This is a genomic window from Sphingobacterium siyangense, from assembly GCF_023277505.1.
Taxonomy (GTDB): domain Bacteria; phylum Bacteroidota; class Bacteroidia; order Sphingobacteriales; family Sphingobacteriaceae; genus Sphingobacterium; species Sphingobacterium siyangense.
Window position 1 is genome coordinate 4,693,635 of the sequence record NZ_CP080574.1, and the last position, 16,821, is coordinate 4,710,455.

Annotated in this window: 18 protein-coding genes; 5 read left to right on the forward strand and 13 right to left on the reverse strand. The window is 35.9% G+C overall.

Annotation, left to right across the window (positions count from 1 at the left end; genetic code table 11):
* Window positions 1-26: 26 nt before the first annotated feature.
* The 10 genes from K2F45_RS19700 to K2F45_RS19745 form a co-directional block, all read right to left on the reverse strand.
* Window positions 27-335 carry a DUF4134 family protein gene (locus K2F45_RS19700; RefSeq protein ID WP_165308874.1) on the reverse strand — a complete coding sequence of 103 codons (309 nt, stop codon included), beginning with the start codon at window positions 333-335 and terminating at the stop codon, window positions 27-29.
* Between the two features lie 6 nt (window positions 336-341).
* A complete protein-coding gene (locus K2F45_RS19705) occupies window positions 342-662 on the reverse strand; it encodes a hypothetical protein (protein ID WP_248932178.1) in 321 nt (106 codons plus the stop codon).
* Complete coding sequence (locus tag K2F45_RS19710) at window positions 659-988, reverse strand: hypothetical protein (RefSeq protein ID WP_248932179.1); 330 nt, start codon at window positions 986-988, stop codon at window positions 659-661. Before K2F45_RS19710 ends, K2F45_RS19705 begins: the two co-directional genes overlap by 4 nt.
* 5 nt (window positions 989-993) lie before the next feature.
* On the reverse strand, window positions 994-1,620 hold the full coding sequence (locus K2F45_RS19715; protein WP_145330650.1) for a nucleotide-binding protein: 627 nt from the start codon (window positions 1,618-1,620) through the stop codon (window positions 994-996).
* Between the two features lie 29 nt (window positions 1,621-1,649).
* Window positions 1,650-2,822 carry a relaxase/mobilization nuclease domain-containing protein gene (locus K2F45_RS19720; RefSeq protein WP_248932180.1) on the reverse strand — a complete coding sequence of 391 codons (1,173 nt, stop codon included), beginning with the start codon at window positions 2,820-2,822 and terminating at the stop codon, window positions 1,650-1,652.
* Window positions 2,822-3,229, reverse strand: a complete 408-nt coding sequence (locus tag K2F45_RS19725; protein ID WP_248932181.1) for a plasmid mobilization protein — start codon at window positions 3,227-3,229, stop codon at window positions 2,822-2,824. The genes K2F45_RS19720 and K2F45_RS19725 overlap by 1 nt, the downstream gene beginning before the upstream one ends.
* 12 nt (window positions 3,230-3,241) lie before the next feature.
* The gene (locus tag K2F45_RS19730) at window positions 3,242-4,279 is read right to left on the reverse strand and encodes a DNA cytosine methyltransferase (RefSeq protein ID WP_248932182.1); all 1,038 of its coding nucleotides are present in this window, start codon (window positions 4,277-4,279) and stop codon (window positions 3,242-3,244) included.
* A gap of 224 nt (window positions 4,280-4,503) precedes the next feature.
* The gene (locus tag K2F45_RS19735; protein WP_248932183.1) at window positions 4,504-4,929 is read right to left on the reverse strand and encodes a hypothetical protein; all 426 of its coding nucleotides are present in this window, start codon (window positions 4,927-4,929) and stop codon (window positions 4,504-4,506) included.
* Window positions 4,930-5,173: 244 nt separating this feature from the next.
* Window positions 5,174-6,109 (reverse strand): toprim domain-containing protein, encoded by a 936-nt coding sequence (locus K2F45_RS19740; RefSeq protein WP_248932184.1) that lies wholly within the window; start codon window positions 6,107-6,109, stop codon window positions 5,174-5,176.
* 13 nt (window positions 6,110-6,122) lie between these two features.
* Window positions 6,123-6,986 (reverse strand): hypothetical protein, encoded by an 864-nt coding sequence (locus K2F45_RS19745; protein ID WP_248932185.1) that lies wholly within the window; start codon window positions 6,984-6,986, stop codon window positions 6,123-6,125.
* 851 nt (window positions 6,987-7,837) lie between these two features.
* On the opposite strand from K2F45_RS19745, the gene K2F45_RS19750 reads away from it, so the two are divergent.
* On the forward strand, window positions 7,838-8,056 hold the full coding sequence (locus K2F45_RS19750; RefSeq protein WP_248932186.1) for a hypothetical protein: 219 nt from the start codon (window positions 7,838-7,840) through the stop codon (window positions 8,054-8,056).
* Here the strand turns inward: K2F45_RS19750 and K2F45_RS19755 are convergent.
* On the reverse strand, window positions 8,051-9,253 hold the full coding sequence (locus K2F45_RS19755) for a hypothetical protein (RefSeq protein WP_248932187.1): 1,203 nt from the start codon (window positions 9,251-9,253) through the stop codon (window positions 8,051-8,053). The genes K2F45_RS19750 and K2F45_RS19755 overlap by 6 nt on opposite strands.
* Before the next feature lie 607 nt (window positions 9,254-9,860).
* On the opposite strand from K2F45_RS19755, the gene K2F45_RS19760 reads away from it, so the two are divergent.
* The 3 genes from K2F45_RS19760 to K2F45_RS19770 are packed head-to-tail and all read left to right on the forward strand — an operon-like array spanning window position 9,861 to window position 13,496.
* The gene (locus K2F45_RS19760; protein ID WP_248932188.1) at window positions 9,861-10,010 is read left to right on the forward strand and encodes a hypothetical protein; all 150 of its coding nucleotides are present in this window, start codon (window positions 9,861-9,863) and stop codon (window positions 10,008-10,010) included.
* Between the two features lie 23 nt (window positions 10,011-10,033).
* Complete coding sequence (locus K2F45_RS19765; RefSeq protein ID WP_248932189.1) at window positions 10,034-10,420, forward strand: response regulator; 387 nt, start codon at window positions 10,034-10,036, stop codon at window positions 10,418-10,420.
* The gene (locus K2F45_RS19770) at window positions 10,413-13,496 is read left to right on the forward strand and encodes a lantibiotic dehydratase (protein ID WP_248932190.1); all 3,084 of its coding nucleotides are present in this window, start codon (window positions 10,413-10,415) and stop codon (window positions 13,494-13,496) included. Before K2F45_RS19765 ends, K2F45_RS19770 begins: the two co-directional genes overlap by 8 nt.
* A gap of 7 nt (window positions 13,497-13,503) precedes the next feature.
* On the opposite strand, the gene K2F45_RS19775 is transcribed toward K2F45_RS19770, so the two are convergent.
* On the reverse strand, window positions 13,504-14,208 hold the full coding sequence (locus K2F45_RS19775) for a LytR/AlgR family response regulator transcription factor (RefSeq protein WP_248932191.1): 705 nt from the start codon (window positions 14,206-14,208) through the stop codon (window positions 13,504-13,506).
* Window positions 14,209-14,221: 13 nt separating this feature from the next.
* On the reverse strand, window positions 14,222-15,382 hold the full coding sequence (locus K2F45_RS19780) for a sensor histidine kinase (protein ID WP_248932192.1): 1,161 nt from the start codon (window positions 15,380-15,382) through the stop codon (window positions 14,222-14,224).
* Between the two features lie 396 nt (window positions 15,383-15,778).
* On the opposite strand from K2F45_RS19780, the gene K2F45_RS19785 reads away from it, so the two are divergent.
* Complete coding sequence (locus K2F45_RS19785; RefSeq protein ID WP_248932193.1) at window positions 15,779-16,786, forward strand: helix-turn-helix domain-containing protein; 1,008 nt, start codon at window positions 15,779-15,781, stop codon at window positions 16,784-16,786.
* The last annotated feature ends 35 nt before the right edge of the window (window positions 16,787-16,821 follow it).

The window sequence follows — 16,821 nt, forward strand, 5'->3', positions numbered from 1 at the left end:
AGTGAATGGAAAAAAAGATTGGCGTTTTAGCTGATTCCATAGAGTGCTTTTAGGGATGCACTCAGTAGGGAAAGAAAAAGGCAGGAGAGAAACCAGGCCATGACCTGGGCATCAATATGATGGTCTTTTCCGCTCTGCCAGTTGTAGAAGATCCGAACCCCTCCTATCAGGCCACAGATAGCCCCAAGGACCAGGGCGAAGTCGGAAAAATTAAAATACCAACCCCTGATCTCGGAGCTGACCTGCCTGAATTCGGAAAGGCCCGGCTGAGCGATTAGGTTGTGGACAAAAAAAAAGACGGCAATTGCCGTCCATATCGTTTTCTTATTGTTCATTATTGATTAATAAGCAATTGCTTTAGTATATTCGATCAGGTCATTTTGAGCAAGGGAGAACAATTCTTTGATGGATACGCCACCAGAACTTTCTATCGGGCCACTTGTGATCGCATCTGCATTTTCGAAGCTGTCGTCCAGAATATCTTCCCCCGGTAGGTCCACTTTCGTAGAGGAATGAAATTCAGGAAATGAGATTTCACCATTTCGGACGTTTTTAGGTTCATCACCCCGCTTATTATTGCGATAAAAATCATACATGAGGTTCAGTCCATAGTATCCAAGGTAAAGGGTGGAGAGATAGAGTGTAAATTGAATCCAGTTCATAGTTCGAGATTTTTTAGGGTTTCTTTGATATGATTTGCAATTTGGGGATGTTTTTGGAGGAAGTATTGAAGGGAATAGGAAATGATCTTGTTCATGTCAATTCCTTGGGTAACCTTGAGCTGTTTGAGAAGAAATATGGTTTTATCGTCGAGCCTGATCAGCAGCTTTTCTTTTCCGATCAGTTTATGGTCCCTTATTCCCTCGACGATAGGATCTAATGCGTTTTTTGGGACAGGTTTCTTTTTAGGGACTGTTTTGCCTGTTCCTTCATTATTATCTCTCCGAATGGTTTCCCTCAGTTCATCCGCTAGTGTTTTAATATTCATGGGCATTAGTCACTTTTAAGAAAATGGTCATAGATATGGGAAAGCACCGGATAAGATACCGGACGGATCGTTTCGGGGGTATGTACTGTTGAGACCCTTTGAAAATCTATCCTGTCCGAAATCTCCGAAAGGACTGTTCCAAAATTTCGCAGGACCTTCTGGACTTGTTCTTTGGTTTCGTATTTTACATTTGTCTTGATCCTGTTGGGGATAAAAAGAACCTGTGCCCGGCTGTTCAGTTTTTTGACGACCATTGAAAAGAGCACCGTTGAATCGACTGAAAATTCGTCATATGCAAATGGGCACAGAAAAAGGTCGGCGGAAGTGAAAATTGGAACGAGGCCATCATCATCCATCTTTCCGGGAAGATCAATTAAAATGATGTCCTTTGGAGATTTTAGAAGTCTCTTCTTCATTAATGGAAAATCTTCAAGCGCTGCGGGAACAATTTCATAAAAAGGGTCATTTTCCAGTATTTTAGCTTTTTGCGATTTCGCAAATAGGGACTGTTGATAATCCATATCAAGAATGGTCAGGGGCTGACGTTTCTCTATTGCCAAAAAATTGGCGAGCAGAAGCGCAAGCGTACTTTTACCGCATCCTCCCTTCTGGTTTCCGATAAGTACAAGCATAATTTTAGAGTTTGGTCAATAATGTTTTGCTAACGTGTATTGGTGCGGGATTTTCTTTTACGTCTCCGATTTCTTCCATGAATTGCCTCATCATCGACGTCATCCCGGATGTCGATCTGAAAATCAGGTACAGGAAAACTGCCATTTTCCGCTATGTCATCGAGGACATTTGAATTTTCAGCGCTAAATGATTTATTAGCCGGCGAATTAAAACCGTCTCGCTCGAAATCTTCGACTCTGACAGGTTTTAACGTTTTATCGCTATTATTTGCGGAGATAAATTCTGAAAGTGGCATCAGGTCACCACCTTTATATATGGACCTGCACGCATGGTCAATTACCGTATATCCATAAGGAGGTTTTCCGGCTTTTCCATGAAAATGGATCTGAATACCAAATTTTGATTTGAACAGTTCTGCCAGATCGGATGTGTAACCAACATCAAAATTTCTTTCCCCACCGGGGTTTTCCTGATACAAAGTTCTCACAGATGGATCATGCGCCAATTTATAGCGGTGGAAAATTGCTCGAATCTGGGATAATCTATCAAGGTTTTTCTGAAACTGTCCGATTTTATTGTCAATAACATCCAGAGGTACTTCACCAAGATTTTTACCGAATTTGGAAACCTGATAATTTCCCGCATTAAGCGTAATACTGTAGCCCTGATTTTCCAATATCATCATAAACTGTGCCCGTGTGGAAAAGCTGTATTGAAGGGCATTTCGTATGGATTTCGAAGCTTCGATTTTTTCGTCGTTTCCCATCAGCCGGTTGAGGACTTCATAGGAACGAAGTTTCTCAAAACTATCGCTGATTTTTTTCCCGTCCCTGCCGACACGTGTTGAGACGATATGGATATGATTATTTTTAGTATCCTTGTGAAATATCAGCAAGTAGGGTTGATCTTCATACCCCATTCCTTTTAACCACTTCTCCGCGATTTCTGCTAATTCTTCTTTACTATGGCTGCGGCCCTTACATGAAATCGCAACATGAAATTGTGGGTTCTTTATTTTTTTGTTCGCACTGGTCTGTAGTTCGAGATAATTGATATAATCAGATGGGCGTAAGCTGGTCATGGCTCCAAGCGCACCGAAATTGGCCGCTTTTACCAGTTCACCTTTATCCTGTTGGATCTTGTCCGTATTATAACGGACACCGCCAAAACTTTTAGCTGAAGATAATATTTTAACAATCATCACTGCCCTTTGATCAATCGCATTAGATTTCTGAATTCCTGTTCAATCTGCCGTTGATATTTAATATAATCAGCAATTAGGGATGGGAATCGGGACAGTTCATCGGGTTCCAATTTACCCTGTAGCTTCAATGTATTGATGTGGCGGGCGAGCTGATTGATATTATTTCCAGATCTTCCCAGCTCCAATCCTAGCGTATCGAGCATTTTGAGTATGGTTTTAGAATCGACCAATATCCTGGATGAATGGGATAACACCCTATTGCGGACGATTTCCGACCGGTTTATCCCTAGAGACTTTTCAAGGGCCAAGAACTGTGCTTTCTCGTTTTCTGTTAGCCGCAGTTCAAACCGGCATACTCTATTATTTTTTTGGGTTTCAGTTCTGAAAGGTTTGTTTTTTTCCATATTTCGGTTCTTTTAAATACCAACTGCCTCAATGGCCCTGAAAATCTCATAGGCAACCTGGGGAACTATGGCATTTCCATAGGCCCTGCTGCTTTCCTGTTGCCAGACAGAAAAGGAGATTCCGTCCAGTTCACTGGAAATCCCATCAACTCCGCTAAAAAACGGGGACTCACTAGGCCAATGTTTCCACGAGGGAATTTTGTACCCGAAACCTGTTCCTTGGTGGGCAGTACTCTCAAAAGCATTTCTTGGATTTCGAAAGGCATGGTCTGGTTTAGCTTGGCCGGATCCGTCGACAGTGCTATCATAGCGTGATAGATCAGAAAGTCCGTTAAAGAAATCTGTCCCCCAGTCCCCTTTTCGTTCTTTCTGTCCTTTAGTGGCTGTCTCTCCCTGACCTGTTTCAGGGTTGCTCCCATATTGCTCCTTGCCGTGGCTGTCGGAGTAGGCAACAAACCAAACCCGGTCCCGTTGATGCGGCGCACCAACGGCAGCAGCCGGAATACAGAGAACGACTGGTGTGCCATCCTGCAATTGGGAAAGTACATATCCCGCTTCACCAATTTCTCGAATAATACTTCCGATAACTCTTCGTTGGAGCCGTATGATGGTTTTATTTGCCTGTTGCCTGTCGTCTTCACAAAATAGCTCAACCGCTTCGATTTCCATCTGAGATAGACTATCGGGTTCGAGAATGGTGAAGAGTCCAGTAACATTTTCAAGAACAATCCAGCGCGGTCTTGCTTCTTTAATAATTCGGCAAGTTTCCGGGAAGAGATAGCGCTCATCCTGAATGCCCTTTCTTTGTCCAGCCTGGCTGAATGGCTGACAGGGGAATCCTCCGCTGAGAATATCGAGTTTTCCCAGATACTGAGTTGCCTGTAATTCAAAGATGTCTTCATAGTGTTTGGTTTGGGGCCAATAGTGTTCTAGGATCTTCCGGCAGAATGGATTCTTTTCACAGGAAAAAACATTCTCCCATCCCATCCAGGAAGCAGCCAGATCAAAGCCACCTATTCCCGTAAATAGGCTACCGTGTTTTTTTAACATGCTGTTGGGATTAGATGTATGAAAAATGCCCCAGAAACAAGGGGCAAAGATTTAGAAAGTAGAAAAATGGAGTTGCGACATTTTTCCTTCCCTGTTATGGATCAGCCCAGCGGGTAGATCTATTTCAGGGCAAGTTCGTTTTTGTGGGTACATGATTTGAGCAGCAAATCTGTACGTACAAAGACACAACTTGCCCAAAACAAAACAAGAAACGATAAGGTGGTTTATCTGCGGCGAAATCCTTTCAAAGGATCAATCGGATCAAATTTTAGTCTGGGCTTTGGGAATAGGCTCGGTATAAGTGCGGAACTTGGCAAGTCCCTATTATTCGTATAATTCCGGTACTGTGTAGGTTGGTTGGCGGCAATAGAAACTGCCAGCCTGGAGATCCTTATTCCTGTTCCAATTCCATCCCTGATATATAATTTGCAACTTATGGGATGCTTAAAACGGTTCGAAACAATAGGAGTTTCCAGATAATATTTATTTACATTATTCCCGCCACCAGCTGAATCTGAATAGAGCATTTTTAGGCATTGCGCCAGATCTTTATTTTTACAAAGGGGATGATTATTTTTGATTAAACTAAATGGTCCTAAGTATCTTTTTTCGTTCATCAGACGGACAAAGGATTTAATAGCATCTTCCATATTTTTTCTTTTTGTTCTTCATTTATATACTTAGGTCAGTTTATCTGAATATAAATAAATTCAGATAATTAAACAGCCTGATAAAGGAACATCTGTCGATTTGTATATATGGTCATATACATATTTGGTAATAAATATTAACTTACCCCAATATATTCATCTATAAAATTTCATAACGGAATAGATATTCCAATATGCAGATCATTGAATATACAGAAATCTGATTATTTATAATTCCAGATAGCTATCTATTTTTACGGCTATAGTGATACTTAGTCGAGTCCATTAACATTTCGTTGTAATCCTTATACCCTGAATAGGCATTCGCACGGTCACTCGCATAAGGGTAAGACGCTTTTATCGTTGAGGTACATTGCCGCCCAACTTCATCATTATCCAGATAAAGATCTATCTTATTGAATTCACCCATACACTCAATTGCACGTTTGACCAGAGAAACCGAATTAAGCACAATAACAGTGGGCGGATCACTCATTTTAGTTAATCTCAGCCAGCTTAAAAAATCAAGAAAACCTTCAAATACGGCAAGATGATCTACCTTTCCTCGTATGATTGAAATATCTTTATTTCCGATACTGGCTTTAAATCCCTTTGGGCTGGATATTTCCCAATTGTCTTTTTCATTTTTCCACCCTATCGCATAAAATAATCTCGTAGGATCGGAATAGAGTTTATTAGTATAGTAAACTTCCCAAATCAGTCCGTTTGCAACAGAATCTACTCCCCTTTCTTGTAGGTACCTGAAAAGAACATAATTTCTCCCCAATTTCTGGCTGTGCGAAAATTCTAGGATATTATATGTTTCCCGATCAGGAGCCTTACTGGACTCAAGGGCTGGCATTTCTGCTTTTTCAAAATGCTCAAAAGTAAAGTGGATCTTCTGTAAAATTTCAAAATAAGAATGGTTCGGCCAATAAGCCATCGCAAGTTGGACAATCCCACCGCCATGAATTCCGGTATGATTAGCGCCACCATGATCCATCCATTTTCCTCCTTCGTCCCATACAGTTAGGGACGGTGTGTTTTTACCGGTTTCCCGGAGCATACTATGGTAAAAAAATTCCCTGCCAGATTTTTTGACAGGGAAGTATCCCAACCGTCCGAGAAAATCCACAATGGACAACCCTTCGAAATTTTTTCGGTCGATATAATTTGTCATTAAAAAGATTGGTTTATAGCGGAAGAAAAATACAATTAGGTAAACTGCCCTGTACTTCTATTTTGGACTCTTTATAACCTTCCCGATTTTCATCAAAATAGAATCTTACATTGTCATAACTACCAACTCTTTTGATTGCGGCAGAAATGAATTGTGGAGAGTTAAGCACTAAGATGGAAGAATAGAGCGCATACAATTGATCCCTGTTTTTCAGATAATCTGTAAACTCCTGAAAGATGGTTATATTTCTAGTCGATGCCTGAAAAATGCTCATCCCTTTAGGCCCAATACATGATCTAAAGTTTTTTGCATAGACTTCCCATCCTCCATTTTCGTTTGGCCAGCCTGCTGCGCAAAAATCTTTTCTCTTGCCCATCTGATCAATAACATAATAATGGACCTCAACAAGATTGGAGTCTGCAAATTCCCAAAGTTTAGATTCGTTCAGGAAATCGAAAACTTCACCTGAAAGTTCTAGCTTTCTAATTCGATCAACTTGATAATGGGGCAATTTTATGGGTTTTCGTTTCCTTCTCGGTTTTTCTTTTATCGGAAATAAATGATGGTATTTAAAATTATCAGAAATAGATCTCAATTTCTCATTAATCTCATCTGCATTCAATGTTGGCCAATAATGTTTAGTAAAATCTACTATATTACCTCCTTTTCCCAACGTCTTATCAAACCAGGCATCTAGAACATGGTCTAACCTGAAACTCTTTGGAATAAATTTAGCTGCTTTAAAAATATTAGAATAAAAACTTTCTTTATCATTTGATTCGATGGGCTTAAATCCCAGATGGTTCAATAAAGATTTGATGGATAACAAGTGATTAAGGGAATTACCCTCATTTTGGATATTCGTATTTTCTGTCATATCTAAAGGTTTAAGATTTCTTATAAACTGGAAAGATTGTCGATGGATTCAATCTAGAACCGGCATTGGGTAACGAGCCCAAAGGATTCTTTCATGCCGGTTTGTGTTTTTTCGGGATTACTCACGTCAGTCTGTACAGACCGGGCTGCCAATTGCCTGCCTACGCGTTCTCAGAAAAAAAGTCAACTAGAGTTGGTCTTCTATTTCTTTCGCATAATTTCCTTTTTTATCAGGATAATGCTTCATCCCCATACGTCAAAGAACAAAATCGTCCTGCCCTCGCGGCGGACTGTTTACCTCTCAATTGCTTACTAGTAGGTAGTCTGACCGCAGTGGACAGATGAGTCCGACGGCATATTGTTCGTTAAGTTTTTAGAAGTTGTTTTTGAGATTGGAATTAGGCTCACTTGGATCAATCCTTCGCCATTGGGTCTTCTATTATTAAGCCGGATATTAAGACTAAGGCCAAGTTTTGAACCTATCGTTTCACAAACATTTGCGAGAAAAACAGGGATTGATTCTGACGAAAAAAAAGATAGCACATTCGTTCTCATAACTTCATGGATTTATTGTTCCATTGGTTGCAAAGCACGAAAAATGAGCAAGACGGAAACAGTGAAAGGGGGTGAAAAGAATGCCTTCACCCCACTTAAAAAACCCGTTCAGAAGAATGTTGAATTGGATTTTATTACAAAAAAAGAAATAGGAATATTATCAAAATTTTGATAAAGTAGTCATATTGCTACAATGGATAAATCGCAATAAATGGAGATTGCCTATATTTATAACTGAACTAGTAAAGTATGCACAAACAAGACTTTTTGTGATTGGTATTCCTTAATTTTAGAACTATGACGACGCCAACAATTAACCTTTCTTCCTTTGACTTTGATAAGGAATTTTTATTTCGAGCTCATAAATTAGGTATTACCACAGTCGAAGATATTATGAATGTCAATCTTCCACTTTTACGTAAAAACGAAAATTTCAATTACCATTGGTATTTTGAATTACTACAATTTTTGGAGAATCAGGGTTTAATGGAACAGTTTGTGAGAAAACAATTATAATTCATTATAATTTGAGGTATTATAATGTTCATTAATCCAGTTTACCATTCCAATTAAGTGTCCTTTCATTTTTCTTGCTGTAGAGAATTCAACGTCTAATGATTTCTTCTGCAAACTATCGGCGGAGATAAAACTTGTATTAGGAGTTCTGAAATGTTTAGCATAGTAACTGAATGTTTTTCCGATATCCTCCTTGGGAATTAGACCCTGCTCCATAAATAGGCGAATTAGAAACCCAATTTGAGGGACAGGAAGATTTATTTGAGCCTTCTCATTTTCTTCCCAAAGTTTGGAATCTTGGATTTCCGACCTTCTTAATTCTATCCGTTGTTTGATATTGTCCTTTTTCTCTCGATAAAAGATCTTTAATTGTTCCCTTATTGATTCATCATCCAATTTAAATCGCTGGCCACTCGACATTGGTATTTCATTTAAATAGTCCTCCATAGCGATCAGTAACTCCATTTGAAAGTGCAGACTTGAGTTTTTGAGCAATAGATCGCTACAGCGTTTGGCATGATAATTAAAAAATTCGGGCGAATTAAAATCATAAGTGATTAAAAGCTCTTCAACGTTTTCAGAAACTAAGAAATCAATATTTAAAAGTTTACCTAATATCATATATGCGTATTTTAGCTCTCCTCTTTTAATCTCTTTTCGTTGAACTATGCTAACCATACCATTTATTATCACTTGAGTAAGGGAAGGATCTAATGAGGTATTTTTTAGTTTCGATTTTACTATCTCGACGTTATTTTTAAATATCCCCTTTCCAACAAATGAAGCATATCTCGTTAATGACAATTCACGTAACAACTTTTCATTTAGTTTTTCACAATCATCTAATAGAGATTCTATTATTGATAATATTTGAAGATACAAATTGCGAACTTGAAGGCTCTTCTCAATCTTAATTTCAATCTTTGATATGGTGATTAAATAGGAATATATCTTATCACTGGTCAAAATAAGCTGAGACATCGCAGTTTTTGCCTTTTTTGTCGTCGTTCCTATGATTTCTGTAAAACTAGAAAGAAAATAGATCATCTTCGTTTTAAGCAATTCCAAAAATTCAGTTTGAATGACCATCATATTTTTATGATCAGAATATTCTAGAGGACAAAACACTTCTTCAATTTTAAATAACCATTCACTTGTGGACCAATCGGAATATATAATTTCTTTAGCAAATTGCATAGGTTTAGAATTTGTTAGTCTGATATAATTGAGTATTCGAGTTAAGATTAACCTTCCTAATTTTAATGGGTTAATGCTTTTCGGGAAGATTCTTTTAACATGAGTAAGATTTGCCACTATTGAAGGCTGATCTCAATTTAATTCATCTTTATCGATAAAGTTGGCTTCTAGGTCTATAAATACAGAAAAATGTCAACCTCATATTTTAGAAATCGACATTAATATTCCCGTTATATAAACCGTTATTGATTCGTGCCATACTACTTCGAATACCCTAGTTCTTGGTTACTGTGATCTTAAGGTACATGGATATAAGATTCCATATGATGAAGTAATCCGCTTCCATTTCATTGTCATTGATTATAACACATAAAGAGTCACGAACCAACTTTTCTCGTCAAACTCAATTTTCACCCATCCAAAACAATAGAATTACTCGACAAACTGGAAAAACACAGAAAAAACACCCTTAAAACCTACAAAACAAAGAAATAGGGTAAAATAGGTAGTTCATAATGGTCAAACACGAGTTTGACGAGAATATTTTTTTCGAGTGGATAGTAGGCAGATTTTAGTGAAAAATATTAGTCACTAAACAATAAAAATTATGGAACTATCTAATTCAGAAATTGAACAATTTTTAAAAATTGAAAAGGAAATTATCGGAAGTGCAGATTATTCAAATAGTACAGGTAAAGGAATTTTTGACGAGACAGATGAAACTGGTACAGTCACAATGACAACTTCCTATTCATAAATGATTATTTATTAAAATTTAACATGATGGAGAATGGTTTTTCATGTATACTTATTGAAGATGAAGCATTAGCGATTGAGATGCTACAAGACTATATTAGTCGTAGGAATGATCTAATCCTTATGGGAACTGCTATAGAGCGATCAGAAATCCAAAGTCTACTGAGAATTTGTTCTCCTACAATAATTTTCCTTGATTTAGTTATACCTTATGGAGATAAAAATGATTTCAATTATTCAAAATTTCCAGAGTCCTCAATTTTTGTTATAATTTCTGCTACACCAATAAGCCACTATAATGGAGAAATTCCCAGTGGGGAAATATATGAACTATTGAAGCCGATTTCTTTCGAAGATTTCAATAAATGTATAGACAAAATTTTAAGAAATATTAAGGTAACTAATGTATAGGCTTGTTAAACCTGCAGATTTCTTTATAATTAGAAACCCAAGATTGCCAATTAGCTTTTTCGATAGAGTGAATAATTGCAAGACTGAATTGGAATTTTGGGATTTTATCGTTGAATTTTTCAAAGATCCACAGTTGCTTGATGCAATTGCTATAGCCAGTCAAGACCTTTTCAATCAATTAGAAACATTATTAAATAAACCTTTTACACAGGAAACTAGAAATATATTGCCTTCAATATATAAATACATCAGTAGAATGTCCAACCGCCCTACTCCATTTGGAAAGTTTTCATCTATTTCTATTGGGAATATTTCAAATGTAAATACCAAACTTGTTTTAAACAACAAGTTTCTTTCTAAATACCGCTTGGATTATGCGAGCCAGGAAATAATAAATAAACAGTTATTAAACGATGAAATTACGATTGAGAATATAATCTTTTATCCAAATTCAACGCTCGTCGATAATGGCGACAACTTCTCATACATCGAATATACAGAGCATTTTTCTGACAGAAAATTTAACTGGTCCAGGATTAACTCAAACATTTTAATTAAAACAGTTATTGCCAATGCCAGCAAAGGGCAAACAATCAAACAAATAATAAATTTTATCGGACAGTTTGGGGTAAAAGAAATTCAGGCTAGAAAATTCATATTTGAGCTAATCGAGCATAAAATTCTCATACCAGAAACCGATCCTATTACTACAATTGATAGCTTAAATAATTTTTTCAATAGAGCCCTTAATATATCTAAGGGAACAAATTTTTATAATAGTATTATTGAACTTTCGGAAATTTTAGCTAACAGTGAGTCAGAGGGAATCAGCTCATCGAAATGTATTATCAAGGAAGCTTTTTCGAGTTTATTTCACAAAGATCCCAAAAATTTGTTCCAAGTGGATTCTATGAGAAAAATGACCGAAGGCAATCTAAATGATATAGAAATTTCAATTATAATACGCGAGATATTTGAATTAATACATTTAAATCATAATAAAAAAGCTGACGATCTACAACTTTTCACAAAGAAATTTTACTCACGATATGGAGATCAGGAAATCTCCTTGATGGAGGCTTTAGATTTTGAACAAGGTATTGGATATGGTACTCAAGCCTCAATCTTAGAAAGAGAACTCCCACTGCTAAATGGACTAACTGGCAGTCAAACAAACAATATCCCCGATTATTCTGAATTTGTTGAATCAATTGTAGAAAAGTATTCTGAAAAGCCAGATTATAGTAAACGTTCAATAGAACTGAAAGAAAAAGACTTTGAGATATTTGGGACGAAGAATAATTCAGAAAAAAACAAGTTACCCCTTGGCTTATATATATTCGGAAACCTATTAGAAACAAAATCTGATATTAAGGATTTCAGATTTCATTTAAAAGGTTGTGGAGGCTCATCGTCTTTACCGTTGCTCACCCGTTTTTCATATCTTGATGAGACACTAAAGACCAAACTTTTAAAGCTTGCACGAGAAGAACAAAACCAATTAAATGAAACTATTCTGGCAGAGATCGTATTTTATCCTAAATCCAATGCCGGAAACATTCTTGCAAGGCCAAGTTTATACGAATATGAAATTCCTATTATTGGTCAAGCTGCCGTTGATAAGGATCATACAATACCATTAAGTGATATATATTTAAAAGTAGTAAACGGAAAGGTAATTTTAAGATCAAAAAATCTAAATAAACGTGTACTTCCTAGACTCAGCAGCGCTCATAACTTCCATTATGGAATGACTATTTATAGATTTTTATGTGATGTTCAACAACAAGAAAATTCCATTAAAATTTCTTGGGACTGGCACCCAAACACAAAAAAAAATTTCTTTCCCAGAATATGCTATAAGCATCTTATTCTTTCCCGTGCCGAATGGCATATCCCACATATAGAATTTAGGACTTTGAATCTTAGGGATGCTAATGAGAAAATCGAATATTTTATAAAAAAATACCAGCTTCCTACAAAAGTTTTAATCGCCAATGGAGACAATGAAGTTTTAATTGATCTAGGTAACGAAATTGGGAAACAGATCTTTTTAAAAGAATTGAATCATAAGGGTCTAAGGCTAATTGAAAATATTTATGATGAATTTAGTAGCCCAGTTATTAATTCTGACGGCGAAGTATTGTCCAATGAAGTGATTATTCCAATTATTGGAAATTCCACTAGAGGTTCCTCTTCCCTGCCTATTCAGTCCGAAAGTAATATTAAGCGAACATTTGTTCCGGGAAGCGAATGGCTATATCTCAAAATTTATTGTGGTGAAAGAGAAAGCGATAGGATCATTCAAGAAGAATTGCAACGGATAGTTCAAGGGCTAAAGCAACATGATAAAATTCAAAAATGGTTTTATATCAGATATGCCGATCCAGAACCGCATCTGCGCGTACGATTTCAATTAAATGGAGAATTGGGAAGTACATTTCTAATTGTCTCGAAAAGTATCAACAATATCTTGGAGCCACTAATTACAAGTCGCCGTATTTCAAAGTTCATGCTTGATACTTATGAACGGGAACTTGAACGCTATGGTTTCTCCAACATTGAAAATTGCGAATCTATATTCCACTTAGAGAGTGAAACGATTACCAAATTATTACCCTATGTTAAACGTGAAGGTGAGGTCCTTAGATGGAAGCTGGCATTAGGAATGACAAAAAATCTTCTTTCAGCATTCAATTATACAATTGCTGAACAAATATCATTGCTTAATTTATGGAGAGACAGTTTTCTTGAAGAATTTGACACTGTACCAAAATTAAAGTACAAACTGGATAAAAATTTCCGGGAAAAGAAGGATGAGATTTCTTCATTTATGAAAATAGAGAACATTAATTACGGCTCGATACTCAACGAATATAAGGCTCAAATGACTTTAGTCGCAGATCAATGCAATAAGAATAAAGATTTTCAAATGATGACCGTTAGAATAATTGGCTCTCTGACACATATGCTTTTGAATAGAATTTTCTTCACCAAACAAAGAGAACAGGAAATGGTAATTTACCATTTCCTTGCTAAGATCTTAAATAGTGAGTTCAAGAGAACTGGATGTTAAAAAACAATTATCCTCCAGTTAATCCCAATCGTTTAAACAATTCTGCTTTATATTGACCACCAATTGGTACATCGTCTAAACTACCTTTCATTTTTATTATATTACCCTCAACTTGCTTAGCATAATCTAGATTAATGATGTAAGATTTGTGTACTCGGATAAACTGCTTTGCATTGACCAAGGATTCTTCCATTTCCATCAGTTTTTTCCACACATGGTATGTTTTTTCCAATGTTTCAACCCAAACGTAATCCTTATCTGCCTTGATTGAATATACTTCATCATAAGGTGTAATGATAATATTTGACCTATCTTTAATTATAAGAAAGTTCAGTTCCGGTTTGGTTCCCTTCTCCAAGTTTAAGTACGCCTGGGCTTTTTCTATAGTCTGCAAAAGACGATCTACACCAAATGGCTTAAGTATATAATCTAGGACATTTAATTGATATCCTTCGATAGCATGTGATGGATCACCAGTAACAAATACAAATAAAGGAGGATTTTTAAGGCTTTTAAGAAAATTAACACCATCCAAATCAGGCATTTGAATATCACAGAATACCAGATTTATTTCGTTTGATCTTAACACTTTCATTGCATCAAATGCATTATTAAATACTCCCACAATTTCTATATCGGGAATTTTCTCTAAATGAGACACGAGTATTTCCTGTGCCAGTTGTTCATCATCAATTACAATACATTTAATCATTTTTCAAGATTTATTACAATTCAATTTCAAGTACGACAGTGTAACTATTCAGATTATCAGATAAGTCTAATTTATATCTATCCTTATATCGAAGTTCCAGTCTCCTATTAACATTTTTCAATCCAATGCCACCTTTTGGTGGTTGAGTACTGCTTTTATTTACTCCATTAGCAACTACGAATTTCAATACACCTGCATCAATTGTTAATGAAACATCAACCCATGCATCTGCTCTGCTTCTTTCTGGTCCATGTTTGATCGCGTTTTCGATAAAAGGCAATAACATTAATGGGACTATTCGATAAGGTTCCTTTATCTTCGCTATATTAAAATTCAGATTTATGTTATTACCAAATCTGATCTGGATAAGGGCCAGATAATCATTTAAAAACTGAATTTCTTTTGCGATGAATATTTTATCGTCATTGGTCTGATAAAGCAAATACCGTAACATATTAGACAGTTTCATTATGGTATTAGGAGTACTGGGTTCTCCTTTTTCAGCCAGCCTATATATGCTATTTAACGTATTAAATAAAAAATGCGGAGAGATCTGAGATTTAAGAATTTCTAATTCCATCTTAAGGTTATCTCGTTCCAGATTTGCTTTATCTAATTCAAGATTAGTAGTCTTTAATTCTAAATTTGCTTTTTCAAGTTCGAGTTCTGCCTGATTCTTTTCTAATAAGAGCATCTTGTTGCCTTGAACAATAAGATGCTTAACCAATTTTGGTGTTAATGGTAGGGATACAAGGGTTAAAAAATCAGGAAATGCACCAGGAAATTTTTTAAGTTGATAAATACCGAAATAGCCATCACTGGTAAAAAATTTCACATACTTATAAATGCCACTACCTTCCTTTAATTCAAAATCAGTAAGAAAGTCACATGCAAAATAAGTAATATTTAACCACCAGATATATGATAGGATAATAAATATTATGAGGGGAAGTACTTTTCGTTTTTCTATCCATTTTGAAATAAGCCAAATACCGGAATAGAACAAGGATGTAGTTACAAAAAGTTCTTTTGCTACTAAAATCCAGATATAGCTCCCTCCTAGCCTTCTATAAGTAAAATAATACGTAAAAATGACCAACATCCAAAAAATTATATGCACGATCACCCTAACAAAAGACGTATACCATTTCCCCCAAATAATTTCACTTCTCATGTAATATTGATTGATTAGTTATATCATATTATTCAACATGTGGTCATAAATTTACTAAATATAATAAAGAAAGATCTTAAAGAAACGTAATCGGAACATAACTTGATACAGGAATATTTTACGTAAAACTCAACAACCTCTAGCTAAAGCAATTAAAAAAAATATCCACTTTTTTGGTAAGCTTAAAGATTCCAAATCGTTACATTTTAAAATATCGTGGTATTCTAGTGATTTGACAAGGTCAAAATAGCGTTGGACGAGAATATTTAATATTGAGGTTCTATCAACGTATTTTGCCTGGCTATAAATTGATGTTAGAATTTTTATCCGCATCGATCAATTTTTGGATAGAACTCTAACTTAATTATGTTGCACCCTTTTTATAGCAATAAAGGCATGGAGCAGATAGTAATCATAGAACCTACTGAAGAGAAATGTGGAAAATCAGTTCCCAAAATAATTCGTCATAAACCGAATAATTGCAGATTTCCTATGACTGGTCTGCCATGGACAATAATTGAAACTCCAAAGGTTATTATTTCTGAGCAATCAAGAAGTTTAATGGGGGCAAATATGCAACTTTTTGAATTTGAAGTAAAGCAAGAAGCATCAATCCTATTTAGACTGACAAAACCAACGACATTTCTTTTTTTTCATTTGTGCGGAGAGATTGAATACTTTAATAATCAAGGTGAAAAGCTTACAAAAATGCGCAAACCAACATTTTATCTAACCTATGGTCCAGCGGCCAGATATAACATGAAATTAGAGAACGGTCATCATGCTATTCTAGGTATCGCATTGGAACAGCTTTGGTCTTTTTCAATGGAAGAACCTCTTTCGATTTTTGATGAATTATACAATGCCTGGTTGACTAGATCCAATACACCGATAATACTTCCGCATAAGAAGATTACTAAAGAGATATGGAGCATATTAGGGGGACTAAGGCTGACTGTAGTAAAGAACATGGAAGACCATATAGGTATACTACAACAGATTTCCACCTGTTTGACAACTTATCATAAATATATTATTGAAGACCACAGAAATACGAATAGAGCAGAAGAGACAATCGGCAATAACATCAAACTTTATTTATATAATCATTATATGTTTGATGAGGAATGCAGGCTTACTATTATCCAAAGAAAATTTAAGTTATCTGAATGGCAACTTCGAAAAATTACTAAAAATATATTAGGCTGTTCAATTGGACAATATCTCAATAATCTGCGTTTAGAAAAATCAATTCAACTTTTATTGGAAACGGATTTGCCCGTAAATGAAATAACGGTTCAAGTTGGTTACACCTCCCCTACAGCGTTTTGCAATTATTTTAGAAATAAAACAGGACTGTCGCCTACATTATACCGTAAATACAAAACACCTATTCAAAATTGAGAGAAAACGGATTACATTTTTCGATTCCTCTCAAT

Excerpts from the sequence above, each read along its gene's own strand:
- K2F45_RS19730 (WP_248932182.1), bottom strand. The coding sequence starts at position 4,279 with ATGTTAAAAAAACACGGTAGCCTATTTACGGGAATAGGTGGCTTTGAT.
- K2F45_RS19700 (WP_165308874.1), bottom strand. The coding sequence starts at position 335 with ATGAACAATAAGAAAACGATATGGACGGCAATTGCCGTCTTTTTTTTT.
- K2F45_RS19780 (WP_248932192.1), bottom strand. The coding sequence starts at position 15,382 with ATGAGAAGTGAAATTATTTGGGGGAAATGGTATACGTCTTTTGTTAGG.
- K2F45_RS19745 (WP_248932185.1), bottom strand. The coding sequence starts at position 6,986 with ATGACAGAAAATACGAATATCCAAAATGAGGGTAATTCCCTTAATCAC.
- K2F45_RS19725 (WP_248932181.1), bottom strand. The coding sequence starts at position 3,229 with ATGGAAAAAAACAAACCTTTCAGAACTGAAACCCAAAAAAATAATAGA.
- K2F45_RS19740 (WP_248932184.1), bottom strand. The coding sequence starts at position 6,109 with ATGACAAATTATATCGACCGAAAAAATTTCGAAGGGTTGTCCATTGTG.
- K2F45_RS19785 (WP_248932193.1), top strand. The coding sequence starts at position 15,779 with ATGGAGCAGATAGTAATCATAGAACCTACTGAAGAGAAATGTGGAAAA.
- K2F45_RS19735 (WP_248932183.1), bottom strand. The coding sequence starts at position 4,929 with ATGGAAGATGCTATTAAATCCTTTGTCCGTCTGATGAACGAAAAAAGA.
- K2F45_RS19755 (WP_248932187.1), bottom strand. The coding sequence starts at position 9,253 with ATGCAATTTGCTAAAGAAATTATATATTCCGATTGGTCCACAAGTGAA.
- K2F45_RS19760 (WP_248932188.1), top strand. The coding sequence starts at position 9,861 with ATGGAACTATCTAATTCAGAAATTGAACAATTTTTAAAAATTGAAAAG.
- K2F45_RS19765 (WP_248932189.1), top strand. The coding sequence starts at position 10,034 with ATGATGGAGAATGGTTTTTCATGTATACTTATTGAAGATGAAGCATTA.
- K2F45_RS19710 (WP_248932179.1), bottom strand. The coding sequence starts at position 988 with ATGAATATTAAAACACTAGCGGATGAACTGAGGGAAACCATTCGGAGA.
- K2F45_RS19715 (WP_145330650.1), bottom strand. The coding sequence starts at position 1,620 with ATGCTTGTACTTATCGGAAACCAGAAGGGAGGATGCGGTAAAAGTACG.
- K2F45_RS19770 (WP_248932190.1), top strand. The coding sequence starts at position 10,413 with ATGTATAGGCTTGTTAAACCTGCAGATTTCTTTATAATTAGAAACCCA.
- K2F45_RS19750 (WP_248932186.1), top strand. The coding sequence starts at position 7,838 with ATGACGACGCCAACAATTAACCTTTCTTCCTTTGACTTTGATAAGGAA.
- K2F45_RS19705 (WP_248932178.1), bottom strand. The coding sequence starts at position 662 with ATGAACTGGATTCAATTTACACTCTATCTCTCCACCCTTTACCTTGGA.
- K2F45_RS19775 (WP_248932191.1), bottom strand. The coding sequence starts at position 14,208 with ATGATTAAATGTATTGTAATTGATGATGAACAACTGGCACAGGAAATA.
- K2F45_RS19720 (WP_248932180.1), bottom strand. The coding sequence starts at position 2,822 with ATGATTGTTAAAATATTATCTTCAGCTAAAAGTTTTGGCGGTGTCCGT.